The organism is Ruegeria sp. D4 (assembly GCF_056534475.1).
In genome coordinates this window covers 81,119-95,970 of the sequence record NZ_JBQFPJ010000014.1, presented here as the reverse complement: position 1 = coordinate 95,970, position 14,852 = coordinate 81,119, and the positions used below count along the sequence as shown (strand labels likewise).

Below are 14,852 nucleotides of genomic sequence, written 5' to 3'. Positions count from 1 at the left end.
CAGTAAGACTAGCGCAGCTGTCACCCACAACTTCATTTCAGCGCAATGTCAAAGGTGTAGGATACCGATTGCCCGTTGTATTCGACGTCCACTTGAAGCTCCCACATTCCCGGCATGTGAAACAGCATATCATCAATACGGAACACACCGTCGCCTTTTGCAGTGACGACTGGAAGGTAGTTCATCCCGTGTTGGTGAGCAGGCATGATTGCATCGACGCGCATATCACTCACGGCAATTTCGCTGCACACAGTGAGGAGTATTGAAAACGGTTGAGCCAACGGAATTTCGTTGACAGTCACATGCACAGCAGGCGCGTTCTGAATTTCCGAACCCATCCGTTGCCCGGTCGCCTCACAAGCGACGGCAGCGCCGGAAGATACCAGAAACCAGACGAGCCAGCGGATCATTTTGTTGCCAGCAATCGTTCTGCGTTGGCATAGGCAATGTTGTCCGCTATCTGGTCTGGAAGCAAATCCAGCCATTCGCGTGAAAAATCTGCATGCGGGCCGACGTAATACCAGCGCTCCGGCGCAAATGTATCGGTACCGACCATAAACCGATCAGGATGCGCTTCGAACGCAGCTTGCCAATCCGGATCGACACGGCCCCGCGAGACCATGTCGGAACGGAACGCCAGATCGGCCCAAAGCCGGGGATACGCATTCAAAGCGTCGACAACCTTTCCTGGATCGTCAAAGCCAGAATGTGCCCACAGTACCCGAGCTTCAGGCCAGGTTTCGAAGATCAGGTCAACTGCCTCTCGATCGCCGTGGTGGTGTAGAATGAGGTTCCGCTCTTTCGCCAGTGCAATCATGCGCTGGATAACCGGCGTCTTAATGTCGTCTCCGTAAGCGTGAAACTCGCCGATGGCTTCGTAGTCGTTCTTGGCCAGATTTGCTTCCAAATAGTCGATTACGGTTTCATCGTACATCCAGGTGTTGATTTCACCGCGACGCCGGTAAGGGCGCAGTGCCGGAACAACGATATCTGGTGCTGCGGCCAACAATAGCTGAGTACCATTGTCATCCGAGCTGGAAACCAGGGCTTTCCGCACGCCTGCATCCCGCAGGATTTTGGCCACTTGTTCGGGCGGAACCAGTTTCACGGCATCATGGCTATAGTGAATATGTGCATCGAAAATCGGTCGCTCATCGGCGATGGCCACTCCACTGACTAGCGCTGCACATACAATAAATATGTATTTTAGCACTTCAAGCATCCTCCATAGCGTTCAGTCCCGAGCAAGCGTGACGTCGAAATTCACGTGCAGGTAAGGTTCAGTGATCCTACCAGAAAGTGCCATGTCATCGGGAAATTCCGAAGCTGGTCGTTCAACATACGTCATCACCAGATCGTCTCGAACACCAAAGACCGTATCCTGATCCAGATAGGGATCGTCGTCCGGAAAAATCTCGGTCACGAGTGAGCGATAGCCGGGGGCTTTGACGATAAAGTGCAGGTGTGAGGGCCTCCACGGATGGCGACCGCAAGCACGCAGAATATCGCCAACTGGCCCGTCAGACGGCACAGTGTATTCAACTGGCTTTACTGTGGTGAACGCGTATCTGCCATCGTCACCAACTGTCATCAACCCGTGGAAAGAGTAGGTGTCCTGTTCTTCATCCTGACTGGCGTAGAGGCCGTTGGGTGCCGTTTGCCAGATGTCGAGTTCTGCTCCTGCAATTGGATTGCCCGCTGTGTCTCGAATGATGCCTTCAGCAAGCAGAACCGGCCCGCCGTAGTGTCGTTTCATATCCCCACCCATGGGCAGCGGAGGTGCGCCGGATACATGAAACGGGCCCAACACCGACGAACTTGTTGCGTCTGGACTTGAATGCAGCATGTCCACCAAAGAAGACAGGCCCAGGACGTCCGACGCCAGCACAAACTCGTGCCGGTCCTCGGTTTCCACAGCGGCACAGCCCTCGAGAAACGCAATCCCAGCTCGCCATTCGTCATGCGTCAGGTTGGTTTCGCGCGCGAAGTCATGAAGGTGTTTGACAAGTGACCCCATGATTTCGCGCATCCGCGGATCGGTGTCCTTGGACAGGTATCCCATGAACACGTCGGTGATATTATCTTTGGTGACAGAGCGCATCTGTGCCTCCTTAAATCAGGGCAAGGCTGAGGATCGGGAACTCGATCAGAATAAACAGAACGATCAGCATCACGAACGCAAAGGGAAGTGCGCCCATGAACACATCCTTGAGCGATATTCGGTCATCGTTGATCGTCGATTTGATGACGAAGCAAGATATGCCCAAAGGCGGGGTCAAAAGCCCGATTTCGGCGCCGACCACAGTGATAATGCCAAACCAGATCAACGACATGTCCAGGGCTTCGGCCATAGGCAGGAACAGCGGGACGACGATCAGAATGATGGACGCTGTATCGAGCAAAGTTCCCAGAAAAAGCATCAAGAGAACGTAGAGCAGCATGATCGACCAAAAGGACGCGGAATTTCCCGCGAGCAAATCCTGCAACTGATTGGGCAGCCCGGCCAGCCCCAGCATGCGACTATAGATCGAAGCCGCCGTAATCAGGAACAAGATCGCCGCTGTAATGTGACCGGTTTCCAGCAACGCGTCCCAGAACGCTCTTGGTGTCATGGACTTGCGTACGACTGCGATCACGAGCGCAACCAGAGCCCCGGCGGCACCCGCCTCGACAGCGGTTAGCCATCCTGTGTAAATGCCACCGAGCACTACCGTGATAATGAACAATGTGGGCAGGGTCTTGGATGCGATCTCGCGCCCGGACATCCATTCGGTGTCTTCGACGACCCGGCCGCCCACAAATGCAGGTGTAAAACGGCCCATCAACCAGATCGCGCCCACATAAGCTATTGCCAGCATGATACCGGGTATTACTCCCGCCAGAAACATGTCCCCTACGGACTGTTCGGCGACAAAGGAATAGATGATCAGCATCGCCGAGGGTGGAATAATCATCCCCAAAACCGACGACCCGGCCACAACCCCAACCGCAAAACGTGGATTATATGCCTGCGCCATCATCTGCGGGACCGAGACCTTGGTGAACACTGATGCGGACGCAATGGACGACCCGGTAACGGCCGCAAACACAGCATTTGCTCCGACGGTCGCCATTCCGATACCGCCTTTGACCTTGCGAAATCGCATGGTCATGACCTCGTAAATATCCCTCCCTAGTCCCGCTTTTGAAACGATGAGGCCCATAAAGGTAAACAGCGGGATTGTCGCGAAACTGTATTCCATCGCGCTGTCGCCCACCGCAACCTTCAGCAGGTTGAGCGCAAGCGTGAAGTTGTCCCGCATCAGCCAGATCGACACGAAGGAGACCACGCCCAAAGCAATCGGAATGTAGACGCCCGCGTAAATCAGAAAGACTATGGCAACGACCGAGATCAGGCCAATCTCAATCGGCGTCATTCTGCGGCCTCGTCATGCTCTGGGGTGCGAATAAGTTGCGGGCGGTCCTGCGCCGTGACGACCTTGAGCAGGAAGATCACGCAGGCAAGCGCAGTACCGCACGCGATGACCAGTTTGACCGGCCACCAAGGCAATGTGAAAAGACCGGGCACTCCGAAGTAGTCCTGTGTTTCCCACATGTGAAGTAACTCTGGATAGGTTACATAGGCGATCAAGGCCATGAAGATTGCCGAAATGGCGTTGATGATGCGCCTCAGGTTGGCTGTCAGACCGGGGCGACGATGGTGTAGCAGGTTCAGAAACCCATCTGAGCGCGTCAATCGATCCACTCTGACAACGTCGGCCAGCTGCAGGAACACGATCATCACGACCGAGAATTGCACCATCTCGTAGGTTCCGCGCATTGGGGCCGAAAACAGGCCCCGCGCAATGACGTCAACATTCAGAATGACCACCAACGCTAGGACGACAAGCGTACCCAATGCGTTGGCGGCGATAGCAAGCGAATTGGCGACCCGCGACAGGACGGCAACTGCGGTCTTCAGCATGTCTGGCCCCTTTCTCGGGTCGCCGAACGATTATTCGGCCGTCCAGTCCCGCACACCAGTGAAACCAGCATCCTGAAGCTTGCCGAGATAAGCGGCCAGCATATCTGTGCCCTGCTCGCCGTTCTCATTCAGCGTTGCAGCCCATTCCTGCGCAACATTGGGCATCGCATTTGCCCACGCAGCGCGGTCTTCGTCCGAGATTTCAATGATCGATCCGCCAGCTTCTACAAATGCATCTCGCGACGCAGCGGCTCGATCCATTGCAATACCTGCCACGTGGTCACGGTAGTCGATAGCCACGGCCTGTAGTACTTCTTTGACCTCATCGGGCAGACTCGCCCAGTAGTCGGCATTGACGGTGACTGTTTTTGTATTCACCGCACCAAGGTCTGCCTTCAACATGTAAGGGGCCACTTCGACGATTTTGAACGTCTTGGAAGCTTCCGGCCAAATCATTACGCAATCGACAAGGCCGGTTTGAACCATGTTGTAGAAATCAGTGAGGCCTCCGCGTACGCCCGCCGCGTCCTTGATACCCTCGAGATAGCGCAAGTTCAGGCCGGCACCCGCGATCTTGCGTCCTTCAAGATCTGCAACTTTCTCGACCGGCTCTGAGCAGAACATCTGATATGTGTCGAGCACAACACCCGTCGCCAGATAAACCTGATTTTGCGCAGCAAACTCATTCTGCATAGCCGGGTATTCTCGCGCGATTTCGTCAACTGCCTTGGCCACTGCACGAGCATCCGACGCGACGAATGGTGTCGAGCCCGAGATCCCCTGGCTGGGCAGCTTGGACGAATGGAAGATGGTTGTGACGATGCCAATGTCGCCCAAACCCAACTGTACACCTTCCAGAACACCTTTGGGTTTTACAATAGAACCGCCATAGTTCTCCTGCCAGTTCATCTTGTAATTGCCGGACTCTGCCAACCGCTTATCCACTTCAGGAATAAAGAAGTTTGTGATTTCTTTCACCCACAAGGCCCGGTCTGGGTAACCATCAATTACGACAGCTGAAATGGTCTCTTCCGCTGCGACTGACAGTGCCATAGTGCTTGCCACGGCAACACCCAGTAGACTGCACTTGGTCCAGTTTTTCATTATCTCTCCTCCCAGAAAGTTTGATCTTGTTGCCCTTTATTTGTTCGCCTTGAACCCCGGCAGTCAGTCCTTTCCACACCAACGGATTTGCGCAGCATTGCGACGGCAAAGTACGTGGCCGATTGGCCGCCCACTTGCGTCATTTCCTCATGCATAAGAACAAACCCTGTCGAACGGAAATCGCGGCAGTTTGTGAAACAAACCCGTTTCATCGGCGTAACCTAGATTGCACAGAAAGTTCGATTTGAGGGTGGTTCCTGCAAAGAACTCCTCGTCGACAATCTTGTTCGAAAAGCCTGACATGGCACCAACGTCCAACCCAACGGCCCGTGCCGCGATCATGAAGTAGGCGCCCTGAAGCGTACCATTGCGAAACGCCGTGTCGGCCACGTAATCGGGATTATTTTCGAACAACGGCCGGCGATCTTCGTGTGGGAAAAGGAAGGGCAGTTCCTTCCAGAACTCCATGTCGTGGGCAATTATGGCCGTGACTGGCGCGCCCATCATCTTTGGCACGTTCTTTGGCTTCAAAGACTTGGCAAGCCGCTTTTTGCCCTCGGCACTTTTCACGAAAATGAACCGCGCAGGCAGTGTATTCATACTGGTCGCGCCGCTGATCGTGATGTCGTAAATCTCTTCAAGCAACGCGTCGGAAACCGGCTTGTTTGTCCACGCATAGTGCGACCGGGACTCGCGCAGAATCAAGGCGATTGCGTCATCCGACAGACGAGGAATTCGCGCGCGCAGTTCGCGATGATCTTGCTGCGCCTTGGCGCGAAGTGCCTCCAGCTCTGCCCCGGTCGGTGCGCTCATTCTGCTGCCACCTTTGACCTGTTGTCTTTTTCGTCCACGATCGGGCTGGAACAGACGCCGATACCTTCGATCTCGACTTCAACGGTTTCGCCCGGCTTCAGCCAGCGAGGGTCGGGTTTTTTGGCGTGGCCCACGCCCGGCGGTGTTCCCAATGCAACCAGATCTCCCGGTTCCAGGGTCATGAATTCCGAAATTGTCGCGATCACCTGGCGGACACCCCAGATCATGTTGGCGGTATTCGAACTTTGAAGAACCTCATCGCCAACGCGGCTTTCGATCTTGAGGCCCGAAGCGCCTTCAGGCAACTCATCCTGAGTCACGGTGAAGGGGCCAATTGCGCCCGTTTCGTCAAAGTTCTTACCCGGTGTCCACTGAACCGTTTTGCGCTGATAGTCCCGCACCGAACCATCGTTGAAAACGGTATAACCAAACACATGATCCAGCGCCTTTTCTTCCGAGATATGGCGACCGCGTTTCCCAACGATCAGCATCAATTCCGCTTCATAATCGAAATGCTCGGAAGCCGCCGGTCGCACCATGGGTTTGCCAGCCGCCATGATTGAGTTCTTTCCGCGCATGAATAGCGTGGGGTACTCGGGAATGTCGTATCCACCTTCTTTGATATGGTCGGTATAGTTCAATCCCATGCAAACAATGGTGCCGGGGGCGGCCACCGGCAATGCCGGCGTGATAGTCGAGACTGGCACAGGCACCGCTGCTGAGATTTTATCGGCCAGTGAGTCGCTCAAACCAGGATCGGCAATCAACCCCATCAGATCTGTGCCGACACCAGAGTCCAAAGCCGTTAAATTTACTGCTTTTTCGCCGTTCACGGCAAACACCGCGGTACCTTCTAAAGTCTCTCCCACTAGGTATTTCATTTTCGTCATCCATATCAGTTTGCTTGATTTTTGCCGATTATTTTGCCATATGTCAATTAATATCGATTTTATTGGAGGGCGCAGATGGTTGCCTGGGCAGACTACAAATCAGAAGCACAGAGCCGCGGCGCACTTGCTTTGGAGCTTTACGTTGCACACAGCACGCCTGCCAAAGCGCCCGAAGACGTGAAGGCGTCACTTCCTGATCACCTGGCATATCAGGCGCAGCTTGAACGTTCGGGTCAGCTGGCTTTTGCCGGACCAATGTCGGATGAAACCGGTGAGCATATGCAGGGAATGGGCCTGATCATCTACCGCGCCGACAGCCTTGAGGCCGCTCGAAATCTAGCCGAGGACGACCCGATGCATAAAAGCGGTGCGCGCAGTTTTGTTCTTCGGCGCTGGATGATCAACGAAGGCTCACTGAACCTGACAGTCGGTCTATAGACCGGAACAAGCGCCCTCAGTTAAAAGCACTTCAAAGATTGCGCATTCAAAGAGGAAAAGTCGGATATGGACGTCATGCTTGATACCGAGGGCAAAGAGAAATCAGCCACTCATGGTGCGTATCGACGGCTGCGCGATATGATCCTCACAGGCGAGTTGCCGCCCGGACAGAAGCTCAAGATCGAACAACTCCGTGGCCTTCTGGATACGGGCGCAAGCCCGGTTCGGGAGGCGCTTAGCCTCCTGACGTCTGACATGCTGGTCGAACGGATTGATCAGCGCGGATTTCGGGCGGCGCCAGTCAGCAAATCCAACTTCGAGGAAATACTGTCGCTCCGATGCAACCTCGAGGAAACAGCGCTGCGCGCTTCCATCGCTAATGCAGATGGAGCTTGGGAGGACAGGCTTGTTTTGCGGCATCACCATATGAAAAAGGCCAGTCAAAAAAGTGCACCAGACTTCGAAGACGCCCACAAAGTGTTTCATATGGCCTTGTTGGAAAATGCAAAACTGCCGTTGCTGCTACGGTATTGCTCGCAGCTTTATGACCTCAACATTCGCTATCGTTATCTGGCGGCGGGAGGGCCCAGTTACAAAAAGCGCGATATCGCTGCCGAACACCAGCAAATCCTGGATGCCGCACTCAACCACGATGCAGACAGCGCGACCCGGCACTTGCTCAACCACTACCGCCGAACGGGTGAGTACCTGAGCAGTCAGATGGAGTCCTGAAATGCAGCGGAACTGGTTTCTGGGCGATCTGCTGAATCAGCTGTTCGATCGTCCCGGCAAAAAGCGCGGCAACGATGACTATCGATCCATTGCAGAGCTTTGTGAGGCCTTGTTGTCCGCCGAAGGCGAAGTATCGGGCTTCACCCTCGCCTCCACAATTCTTGATCGCTACCAGACCCTGGAAGACCCCGAGAAATTGGAGTTTTTCGCCTATTTGAATGACCAACTTGAGCTGGACGCGGATCAGCTTACCGAAGTGGCAAGCCTCTATGCCAACGACAGAAGTGTCAATTTATATCAAAAGCTTAGCGAAGTCGTGGAACCCAAACGGCAAGAGTTGTTGCGCCGATTGAACCAACCATCTGGCGCGACACAAGAACTCGTAGCAATGCGCGTTGACCTATTGCGCTTTCTTAAATCCAACCCCGAGCTCAAACGAACAGATATTGATTTCGTTCATTTGCTGAGAAGTTGGTTCAATCGGGGCTTTCTTGTCCTCAAACAAATCAGTTGGGATACCCCTGCCCGCGTTTTGGACAAGATCGTTGCCTACGAAGCGGTCCATCAAATCAACGATCTGGATGATCTGCGACGCAGGCTCTACCCGCCGGATCGTCGTTGCTTTGCATTCTTCCATCCTTCGATGCCAGATGAGCCGCTGATTTTTGTCGAAGTTGCTCTGACGGCTGAAGTTCCAGACGCAATCGATGCGCTTTTGTCCGAAGATCGGGAACCGATCGAAACTGAACAAGCGAAAGTCGCGGCGTTCTACTCTATCTCGAATTGCCAGAAAGGTTTAACCGGTATCAGCTTTGGCAATCTGTTGATCAAACAGGTTGTAACTGAGCTGTCGCGAGAACTTGAGGGGCTTGATACATTTGTGACCTTGTCGCCGATACCGGGACTGAACCGTTGGCTAGAGGGCGAAACAGACAATCCTGAGCACGGCCACGCCGCCGAGGCCGTACTTGCGGCAACAACCTCGCCGCAAGATTTGCGCGCAATGGCCGCCCGGTACCTGTTGTTCGCCAAGCGCGAGGATGGGATGCCGTTGGATCCCGTGGCCCGCTTTCACCTCGGAAACGGTGCCGAGTTGCACGAGTTGCACGCCGAAGCCGATTTGTCACCGAACGGACGATCACAATCCGGCGGTGCGATGGTGAACTACCTGTACGATTTAAACAAAACAGAACGTCATCACGAAGAGTTCGCGACACATGCGACGATCGAAGCCTCGCGTTCTGTTCGCGCGGCCTCAACCGCTGCGCTTGCGACCAAGCCAAGGGAAAATACAGCGTGACCAACACTCTATACGACAGCCTGTTTGCCCGGCATGAGGGCAACGAGGCTCCGTTCCTGCAACTCGACGATGACCAGATTGTGTCCTATGACGCGTTTTTGAAGCGCACCGCGCAGGTCGCGCATGTTTTGCAAAACAACGGCGTTTCACCAGGCGATCGCATCGTTGTGCAAGCGCCCAAGTTGGCCGATACGATTGCCCTCTACGCCGCTTCGGTACAGGCAGGTGCAGTCTATCTGCCGCTTAACACTGCCTACACTTTGGCAGAGTTGGACTATTTCATCTCTGATGCCCAACCTTCGATGATCGTTTGCGATAGCAGAGACGAAATTGAAGTCGGAAAATTGGCGGCTCGGTCTGGGGCAAAGCTGCGGACACTCGGCGGCGTTTACCCTAGCCTGAGCAGCGAGGCCGACGCGCAGCCCTGCGTATTCGAAACCGTGGATCGCGCTCCGGACGATCTTGCCGCGTTGCTCTACACATCAGGCACCACAGGCCGTTCCAAAGGCGCAATGCTGAGCCATCAAAACCTATTGTCCAACGCCCAAGCTCTTGTTGGTCTGTGGGGTATCACAAACGACGATCGCTTGGTTCACGCGCTGCCGATCTTTCACACGCACGGGCTTTTCGTGGCGATGAATACGTCACTACTCGCCGGTGCCAGAGTTCGCCTTATGCAAAAGTTCGACCTCGGCGCCATCCTGGATGAATTGCCCAAGTCGACCCTTTTGATGGGGGTTCCCACTTTCTATACCAGACTGTTGGCAGACGACCGGTTCACAAAAGAGATCACAGGGAACATGCGCCTGTTCGTCTCGGGCTCTGCCCCCCTGCTTGCCGAAACCCATCAGGCATTCGAAATGCGCACCGGCCACCGAATACTTGAGCGCTATGGCATGACCGAGACAAACATGAACACCTCTAACCCCTATAGTGGCGAACGTCGCGCGGGAACTGTTGGCATGGCACTGCCCGGCATCGAGGTGATCGTCACACATACGAAAACCGGAGAACCACTTCCCCCGGGCGAAGTTGGAATGATCGAAGTCCGCGGCCCCAACGTGTTCAAAGGCTATTGGCAGATGCCCGAGAAAACCGCCGAAGAGTTACGAGAGAACGGGTTCTTCATCACCGGGGACTTGGGCCAATTCAGCGAGGACAGCTATCTATCGATTGTGGGGCGGTCGAAAGACCTGATCATTACCGGTGGTTACAACGTGTATCCCAAAGAAATTGAAGAGATCCTGAACGACATCGACGGTGTTCTGGAATCGGCGGTTTTCGGCGTCCCCGACAACGATTTTGGCGAAGCAATCATCGCCGCTCTGGTTATTGAGCCAAGCGTAAAACTTGAAGCGGATCAGATTGCTGAGACCATCAGGGACAAGCTGTCGCGCTTCAAACATCCGCGCCGCTACGAATTCGTCTCGGAATTGCCGCGAAACACTATGGGAAAAGTTCAAAAGAACGTGCTGCGCGAACGGTACGCGGACATGGAACTGTCGCCGGCAGAATCTTAGTAAGCCCATCCAGACGCTCAATCAAATCAAGACTTTCAGATCGGATACTACCCTCCCCTTCAGACTGCCAAACTCATTAGGAGATCCATAATGACCCGCATGACGGCAAAAGACTTCGACCAGGAACTTCTGGACCTGTACGACTTTTACGCGCACGGCAAGATTACCAAGCGCCAATTCCTGGATCGCGCAGGCAAGTTCGCGGTCGGCGGCGTGACTGCGGTCGCGCTGCTGAACATGCTCAGCCCGAACTACGCGATGGCTCAGCAAGTGTCGTTCAACGATCCCGATATCCACGCGGACTACATCACCTATCCTTCACCGAATGGAACCGGTGATGTCCGAGGGTATCTTGTCCGGCCCGCTGGCGTTGAAGAGCCCCTACCTGGGGTGTTGGTGATCCACGAAAACCGCGGTTTGAATCCTTACATCGAGGATGTGGCGCGCAGGTTGGCAAAAGCCGGATTTATGGCGTTGGCCCCCGACGGTCTGACATCGGTTGGCGGCTACCCGGGCAACGACGCCGATGGGCGCGAGTTGCAAAAGACAGTGGACCGTGTCGAGTTGATGAACGATTTCTTCAATGGGTTTGAATACCTGTTGAACCGAGATGACAGCACCGGAAAGGTCGGCGCAGTGGGTTTCTGCTATGGCGGCGGTGTAGTCAGTGCAATTGCCGTGGCCTACCCAGAACTGGCCGCAGGCGTGCCGTTCTATGGTCGCCAGCCAGCAGCTGAGGATGTTGCCAAAATTCAGGCGCCGCTACTGATTCAAATGGGAGAGCTTGATGAGCGCATCAACGAAGGCTGGCCGGATTTTGAGGCTGCTCTGCAGGCCAACGACAAAGTATACGAGGCATATATATACGAAAACGCCAACCACGGTTTTCATAACGACAGTACGCCACGCTATGATGAGGAAATGGCAAACCTAGCCTGGGACCGCACAATTGATTGGTTCAACACCTATCTGAAGTAATTGGTACAAGCTACCAAGCCAGTCATGCGTTGATATCTTTTCGTTGAAATCCTCGCCCCATCTTGGCCAAGACCTTAGAAGCTACAGTAACTTGAACTTCGCAGTTAGAGATTCTGCGACAAGGTCTTGGCCCGCAATCCCTACTATTGGATGTTTTTATGGTTTCGAAACCATGGGCGGATATTGTCGAAGCGGTTTTAGATGAAGCGATTCATCGTTAAGTGTTCAGCTCATCTGCGGGTTAAACGTAATATCACTTTTATGCCGCTGATATCAGCCATTGATAACGCGTTCGGAGAAGGCAGCTAGGTGACCGAAATGACCTATGTAGTGTTTTTTGATCAATGCCAGGTTTTTGATGGAGGTACCCCTTCAGTTCTCTTCCAATGTCGGCCGGAATTTTAACCACTCACAGCGGACGGGACCGGAATATTTTGGACAACTACGACCGTTTCTATGCGTAGTTAGCCGTTCCTTTGGTTCTCTTCGGCATCCCGAAACCGCCGCGCGAGATAATCCACAAACGCGCGCGTTTTTGGTGCCAGATTCCTCCGTTCGGCAAACATTACGACAATATCCGTGCTGGGAGGTGCATACTCCGGCATGACATGGACAAGTTCGCCAGAGAGAAATTTCCTGTTTGCCATATAGCAGGGCAGCCGTGCGATGCCGATACCAGCCAGAGCGGCTCTAAAGACGACATCGGTGCTGTTCCCCTCAAAGCTGCCCGTTGCTTCAAACTTTTCGCCTGCGTTCGGTTCGATGCTGTTCCAAGCGTTCCGTTGGCTTCTCCCAGCAACTCTCAAGCAATTGTGCTCAGCCAGTTCGGCAAAATTCGACGGTGTTCCACAACGCTCAAGGTATTCAGGTGAGGCACATAGTACCCTTCGACTCTGCATAACGCGCCTAATCACCATATCTGGATTCTTCCGTTGTTCCGCAAAGCAGATCGCCGCGTCGAACCCTTCGCTCCGAAGATCAATTTCTCGGTCGGTCAGATTTAAAGACATTTCTACCTCTGGGTTCTCTTTCATGAACTCTGGGAGGGCAGGAATCAGTTGGGACTTACCGAATGCAACAGTGGATGCGATCCTGAGTTCTCCGCGTGGGACACCGTCAAAGCTGTGGATCATCGCTTTGGCTTCATTGAATTTGTCGGCCATCTCTTTGCATTTTTCATAGAAATCTTGGCCTTCCCGCGTTGGAGAGACACCCGTTCTGGTACGATTCAGAAGGCGGTAGTGCACCTGATCTTCAAGTAACCCGATCTGCTTACTTACTGCTGATGGGGTCTGCCCCATTGATCTTGCAGCCGCAGAAATACTGCCCTGCTCGACAACCGTCGCAAAGATTAGCATTTGCGCAGAAATGTCCATGTCATAACCTTTGCTGTTCCAATATGGCATGGGGCCTTTGCCAAAATGGCGAGTTGTGAGCGCTACCAAATGCCCTTATCTCTGCATTGCAGCATAAATACTGCATTGCAGCAATGGACGAGGCAATATCATGGCAATTACTCGATCAAACAGCGCGCTGGATGTCGTTTTCGAAGCTGGCCGCACGTTCTTTCATCAAAAGCTGGACACGATACGCAAGGCACGGGCCAAACGCAGGGTTTATCGCGAAACTTGTTATGAACTCTCGGTGCTATCTGACCGTGACTTAATAGATTTGGGCATTCCGCGCAGTAGCATCAAAAGACTTGCTATGGAGGCTGCATATGGCTGCTAACACCCAAACGGCTGGTACAGATCGTGGTCACGCCATTGCCCTATCAATCAGCTTCTTGGCGTGGATCAGATCCACGGCAAAAGCTGCCTTGAAAGCACTGAAATTGGCCCGGATGCTCTCTGCGCTTTCAAATATGAGCGATTACCAACTCTCTCAGATCGGAATTTCGCGATCTGAGATCCCGGAATATGCCGGAAAATTGATGGCTGACGAATAGGTAAGCGAGCCCTCAGGTCCAAAAGCTTACACGAAAAATGCTGGTTCTCGCTCCTCCCAGAGTAAGCCAGCATGAGCGGTGGCGAAAAAGCCGACAGGGAGCGCCAACGCACGGGCCAGCATTTTCAACTCCTCCCGAAAGTGCTGGCCCAAACCAACCTGCCAAGCAGGAGCCCCGAAAAATGAGCGATAGGAGAACTTCACAAGATCTGGTCGTCCGTCGTCTCGGTTTCGGCGATCTAGATAACATCTGTGATCATTTTCTGCGGTTAGATGTCCGAACGCGGCGGGCACGATTTTGTGGAGCCGTCGACGACAATGGTGTCTTGAGTTACGCACAGAATATCCTCCGGTACGACAGTATCGCTTGTGGAGCGTTTGTCTGGGGCCAATTGAGAGGCCTTGTCGAACTGCGCGGCCTCTTTCATTCATGGCCATCAAAGCCAGAGGCTGCACTCTCTGTCGAAGCTGAGTGGCAAGGCATTGGGATTGGCGACGCTTTGTTTCAACTGATGTACGCGATGGCGCAGAACAGAGGCGTCCGGACTATTCAAATGATGTGCCTGAAGGAAAACCGCCACTTGCGCTATCTTGCGGCGAAACATAACGCGCAGTTTGTAGCTGACGCGGATATTGTTGAAGCAATCTTGCACCCCAACTGGCCGACGCCCGCGTCAATTGCCATTGAGATTATCGCTGAAACTAGGGCACACTCACATCTGCTTTTTACTTAGACGACCAATAACACACTGCGTATTGCGGTCGTTTAATTGGACTTAAGCGAATGACCTTTTCTAATACCTTTATTGTTTCAGTGTTTAAGTTGCCTTTCTTGAGATAATGGCCGTGCGGTGCGCATATTCCACGTTAAACACAAGTCGGGATTTATCGTCTCAGGCTGTAACACGCAGTGCATCGACAGGAACCAGCGCTCCCTTGGCTTGGATTACGTAGCTGGCCAATTGGCAGCCTAATGATATTCCTGCGCGGAAATCGCTTTTCTCCAAAACGCTGAGCAAAACGCCAGCGTTGAAGCTGTCACCAGCGGCTGTTGTATCAATAGCGGAAGTTTCCGGCTTAGCGGGCACCTCCCCTCTAATATTCCCATCTTGATAAACCACAGAATGCTCGCCGTTCTTTACGACGATCCGCTCCACACCATGTCT

Annotated in this window: 18 protein-coding genes; 8 read left to right on the top strand and 10 right to left on the bottom strand. The window is 53.6% G+C overall.

Translation table 11 applies throughout. The annotated features are described in order from the left end of the window. Positions 1-32: 32 nt before the first annotated feature. The 8 genes from ACR0MI_RS17525 to ACR0MI_RS17490 form a co-directional block, all read right to left on the bottom strand. Positions 33-410, bottom strand: a complete 378-nt coding sequence (locus tag ACR0MI_RS17525; RefSeq protein ID WP_170611089.1) for a hypothetical protein — start codon at positions 408-410, stop codon at positions 33-35. Further along, positions 407-1,222, bottom strand: a complete 816-nt coding sequence (locus ACR0MI_RS17520; RefSeq protein WP_480536037.1) for an amidohydrolase family protein — start codon at positions 1,220-1,222, stop codon at positions 407-409. The genes ACR0MI_RS17525 and ACR0MI_RS17520 overlap by 4 nt, the downstream gene beginning before the upstream one ends. 12 nt (positions 1,223-1,234) lie before the next feature. Beyond that, on the bottom strand, positions 1,235-2,101 hold the full coding sequence (locus tag ACR0MI_RS17515; protein WP_170611094.1) for a dioxygenase family protein: 867 nt from the start codon (positions 2,099-2,101) through the stop codon (positions 1,235-1,237). Positions 2,102-2,111: 10 nt separating this feature from the next. Then, on the bottom strand, positions 2,112-3,416 hold the full coding sequence (locus tag ACR0MI_RS17510; RefSeq protein ID WP_010437378.1) for a TRAP transporter large permease: 1,305 nt from the start codon (positions 3,414-3,416) through the stop codon (positions 2,112-2,114). Continuing rightward, positions 3,413-3,964: a TRAP transporter small permease subunit gene (locus ACR0MI_RS17505; RefSeq protein WP_480855031.1), complete on the bottom strand. Its 552-nt coding sequence runs from the start codon at positions 3,962-3,964 to the stop codon at positions 3,413-3,415. Before ACR0MI_RS17505 ends, ACR0MI_RS17510 begins: the two co-directional genes overlap by 4 nt. Positions 3,965-3,994: 30 nt before the next feature. Then, positions 3,995-5,068 carry a C4-dicarboxylate TRAP transporter substrate-binding protein gene (locus tag ACR0MI_RS17500; RefSeq protein ID WP_170816908.1) on the bottom strand — a complete coding sequence of 358 codons (1,074 nt, stop codon included), beginning with the start codon at positions 5,066-5,068 and terminating at the stop codon, positions 3,995-3,997. 147 nt (positions 5,069-5,215) lie between these two features. After that, positions 5,216-5,881 (bottom strand): malonic semialdehyde reductase, encoded by a 666-nt coding sequence (locus ACR0MI_RS17495; protein ID WP_170611104.1) that lies wholly within the window; start codon positions 5,879-5,881, stop codon positions 5,216-5,218. Beyond that, on the bottom strand, positions 5,878-6,762 hold the full coding sequence (locus ACR0MI_RS17490; protein ID WP_170611106.1) for a fumarylacetoacetate hydrolase family protein: 885 nt from the start codon (positions 6,760-6,762) through the stop codon (positions 5,878-5,880). Before ACR0MI_RS17490 ends, ACR0MI_RS17495 begins: the two co-directional genes overlap by 4 nt. A gap of 84 nt (positions 6,763-6,846) precedes the next feature. Here ACR0MI_RS17490 and ACR0MI_RS17485 point away from each other — a divergent pair, with 84 nt between their 5' ends. From ACR0MI_RS17485 to yghX, 5 genes are all read left to right on the top strand, one after another. Next, entirely contained in the window at positions 6,847-7,209 is a 363-nt protein-coding gene (locus ACR0MI_RS17485; protein ID WP_170611109.1) for a YciI family protein, read from the top strand. A 66-nt stretch (positions 7,210-7,275) separates the two neighbouring features. Next, positions 7,276-7,941, top strand: a complete 666-nt coding sequence (locus tag ACR0MI_RS17480; RefSeq protein ID WP_170611112.1) for a GntR family transcriptional regulator — start codon at positions 7,276-7,278, stop codon at positions 7,939-7,941. Position 7,942: 1 nt separating this feature from the next. Beyond that, a complete protein-coding gene (locus ACR0MI_RS17475; protein ID WP_170611115.1) occupies positions 7,943-9,241 on the top strand; it encodes a malonyl-CoA decarboxylase in 1,299 nt (432 codons plus the stop codon). Then, on the top strand, positions 9,238-10,761 hold the full coding sequence (locus tag ACR0MI_RS17470) for a malonate--CoA ligase (protein ID WP_170611118.1): 1,524 nt from the start codon (positions 9,238-9,240) through the stop codon (positions 10,759-10,761). The genes ACR0MI_RS17475 and ACR0MI_RS17470 overlap by 4 nt, the downstream gene beginning before the upstream one ends. A 90-nt stretch (positions 10,762-10,851) precedes the next feature. After that, complete coding sequence (yghX, locus tag ACR0MI_RS17465; protein WP_170611121.1) at positions 10,852-11,739, top strand: YghX family hydrolase; 888 nt, start codon at positions 10,852-10,854, stop codon at positions 11,737-11,739. A 464-nt stretch (positions 11,740-12,203) separates the two neighbouring features. Here the strand turns inward: yghX and ACR0MI_RS17460 are convergent, their stop codons facing one another. Beyond that, positions 12,204-13,145, bottom strand: coding sequence for a LysR family transcriptional regulator (locus ACR0MI_RS17460; protein WP_480442350.1), 942 nt, complete (start codon positions 13,143-13,145; stop codon positions 12,204-12,206). A 100-nt stretch (positions 13,146-13,245) separates the two neighbouring features. On the opposite strand from ACR0MI_RS17460, the gene ACR0MI_RS17455 reads away from it, so the two are divergent. The 3 genes from ACR0MI_RS17455 to ACR0MI_RS17445 all read left to right on the top strand — a co-directional run bounded on the left by ACR0MI_RS17455 (position 13,246) and on the right by ACR0MI_RS17445 (position 14,420). After that, positions 13,246-13,470 carry a DUF1127 domain-containing protein gene (locus tag ACR0MI_RS17455; RefSeq protein ID WP_170611124.1) on the top strand — a complete coding sequence of 75 codons (225 nt, stop codon included), beginning with the start codon at positions 13,246-13,248 and terminating at the stop codon, positions 13,468-13,470. Next, on the top strand, positions 13,460-13,687 hold the full coding sequence (locus ACR0MI_RS17450; protein ID WP_170611126.1) for a DUF1127 domain-containing protein: 228 nt from the start codon (positions 13,460-13,462) through the stop codon (positions 13,685-13,687). The genes ACR0MI_RS17455 and ACR0MI_RS17450 overlap by 11 nt, the downstream gene beginning before the upstream one ends. 181 nt (positions 13,688-13,868) lie before the next feature. Further along, positions 13,869-14,420: a GNAT family N-acetyltransferase gene (locus tag ACR0MI_RS17445; protein ID WP_170611129.1), complete on the top strand. Its 552-nt coding sequence runs from the start codon at positions 13,869-13,871 to the stop codon at positions 14,418-14,420. Between the two features lie 159 nt (positions 14,421-14,579). On the opposite strand, the gene ACR0MI_RS17440 is transcribed toward ACR0MI_RS17445, so the two are convergent. Further along, positions 14,580-14,843, bottom strand: a complete 264-nt coding sequence (locus ACR0MI_RS17440; protein ID WP_170611131.1) for a PfkB family carbohydrate kinase — start codon at positions 14,841-14,843, stop codon at positions 14,580-14,582. Positions 14,844-14,852: the final 9 nt, after the last annotated feature.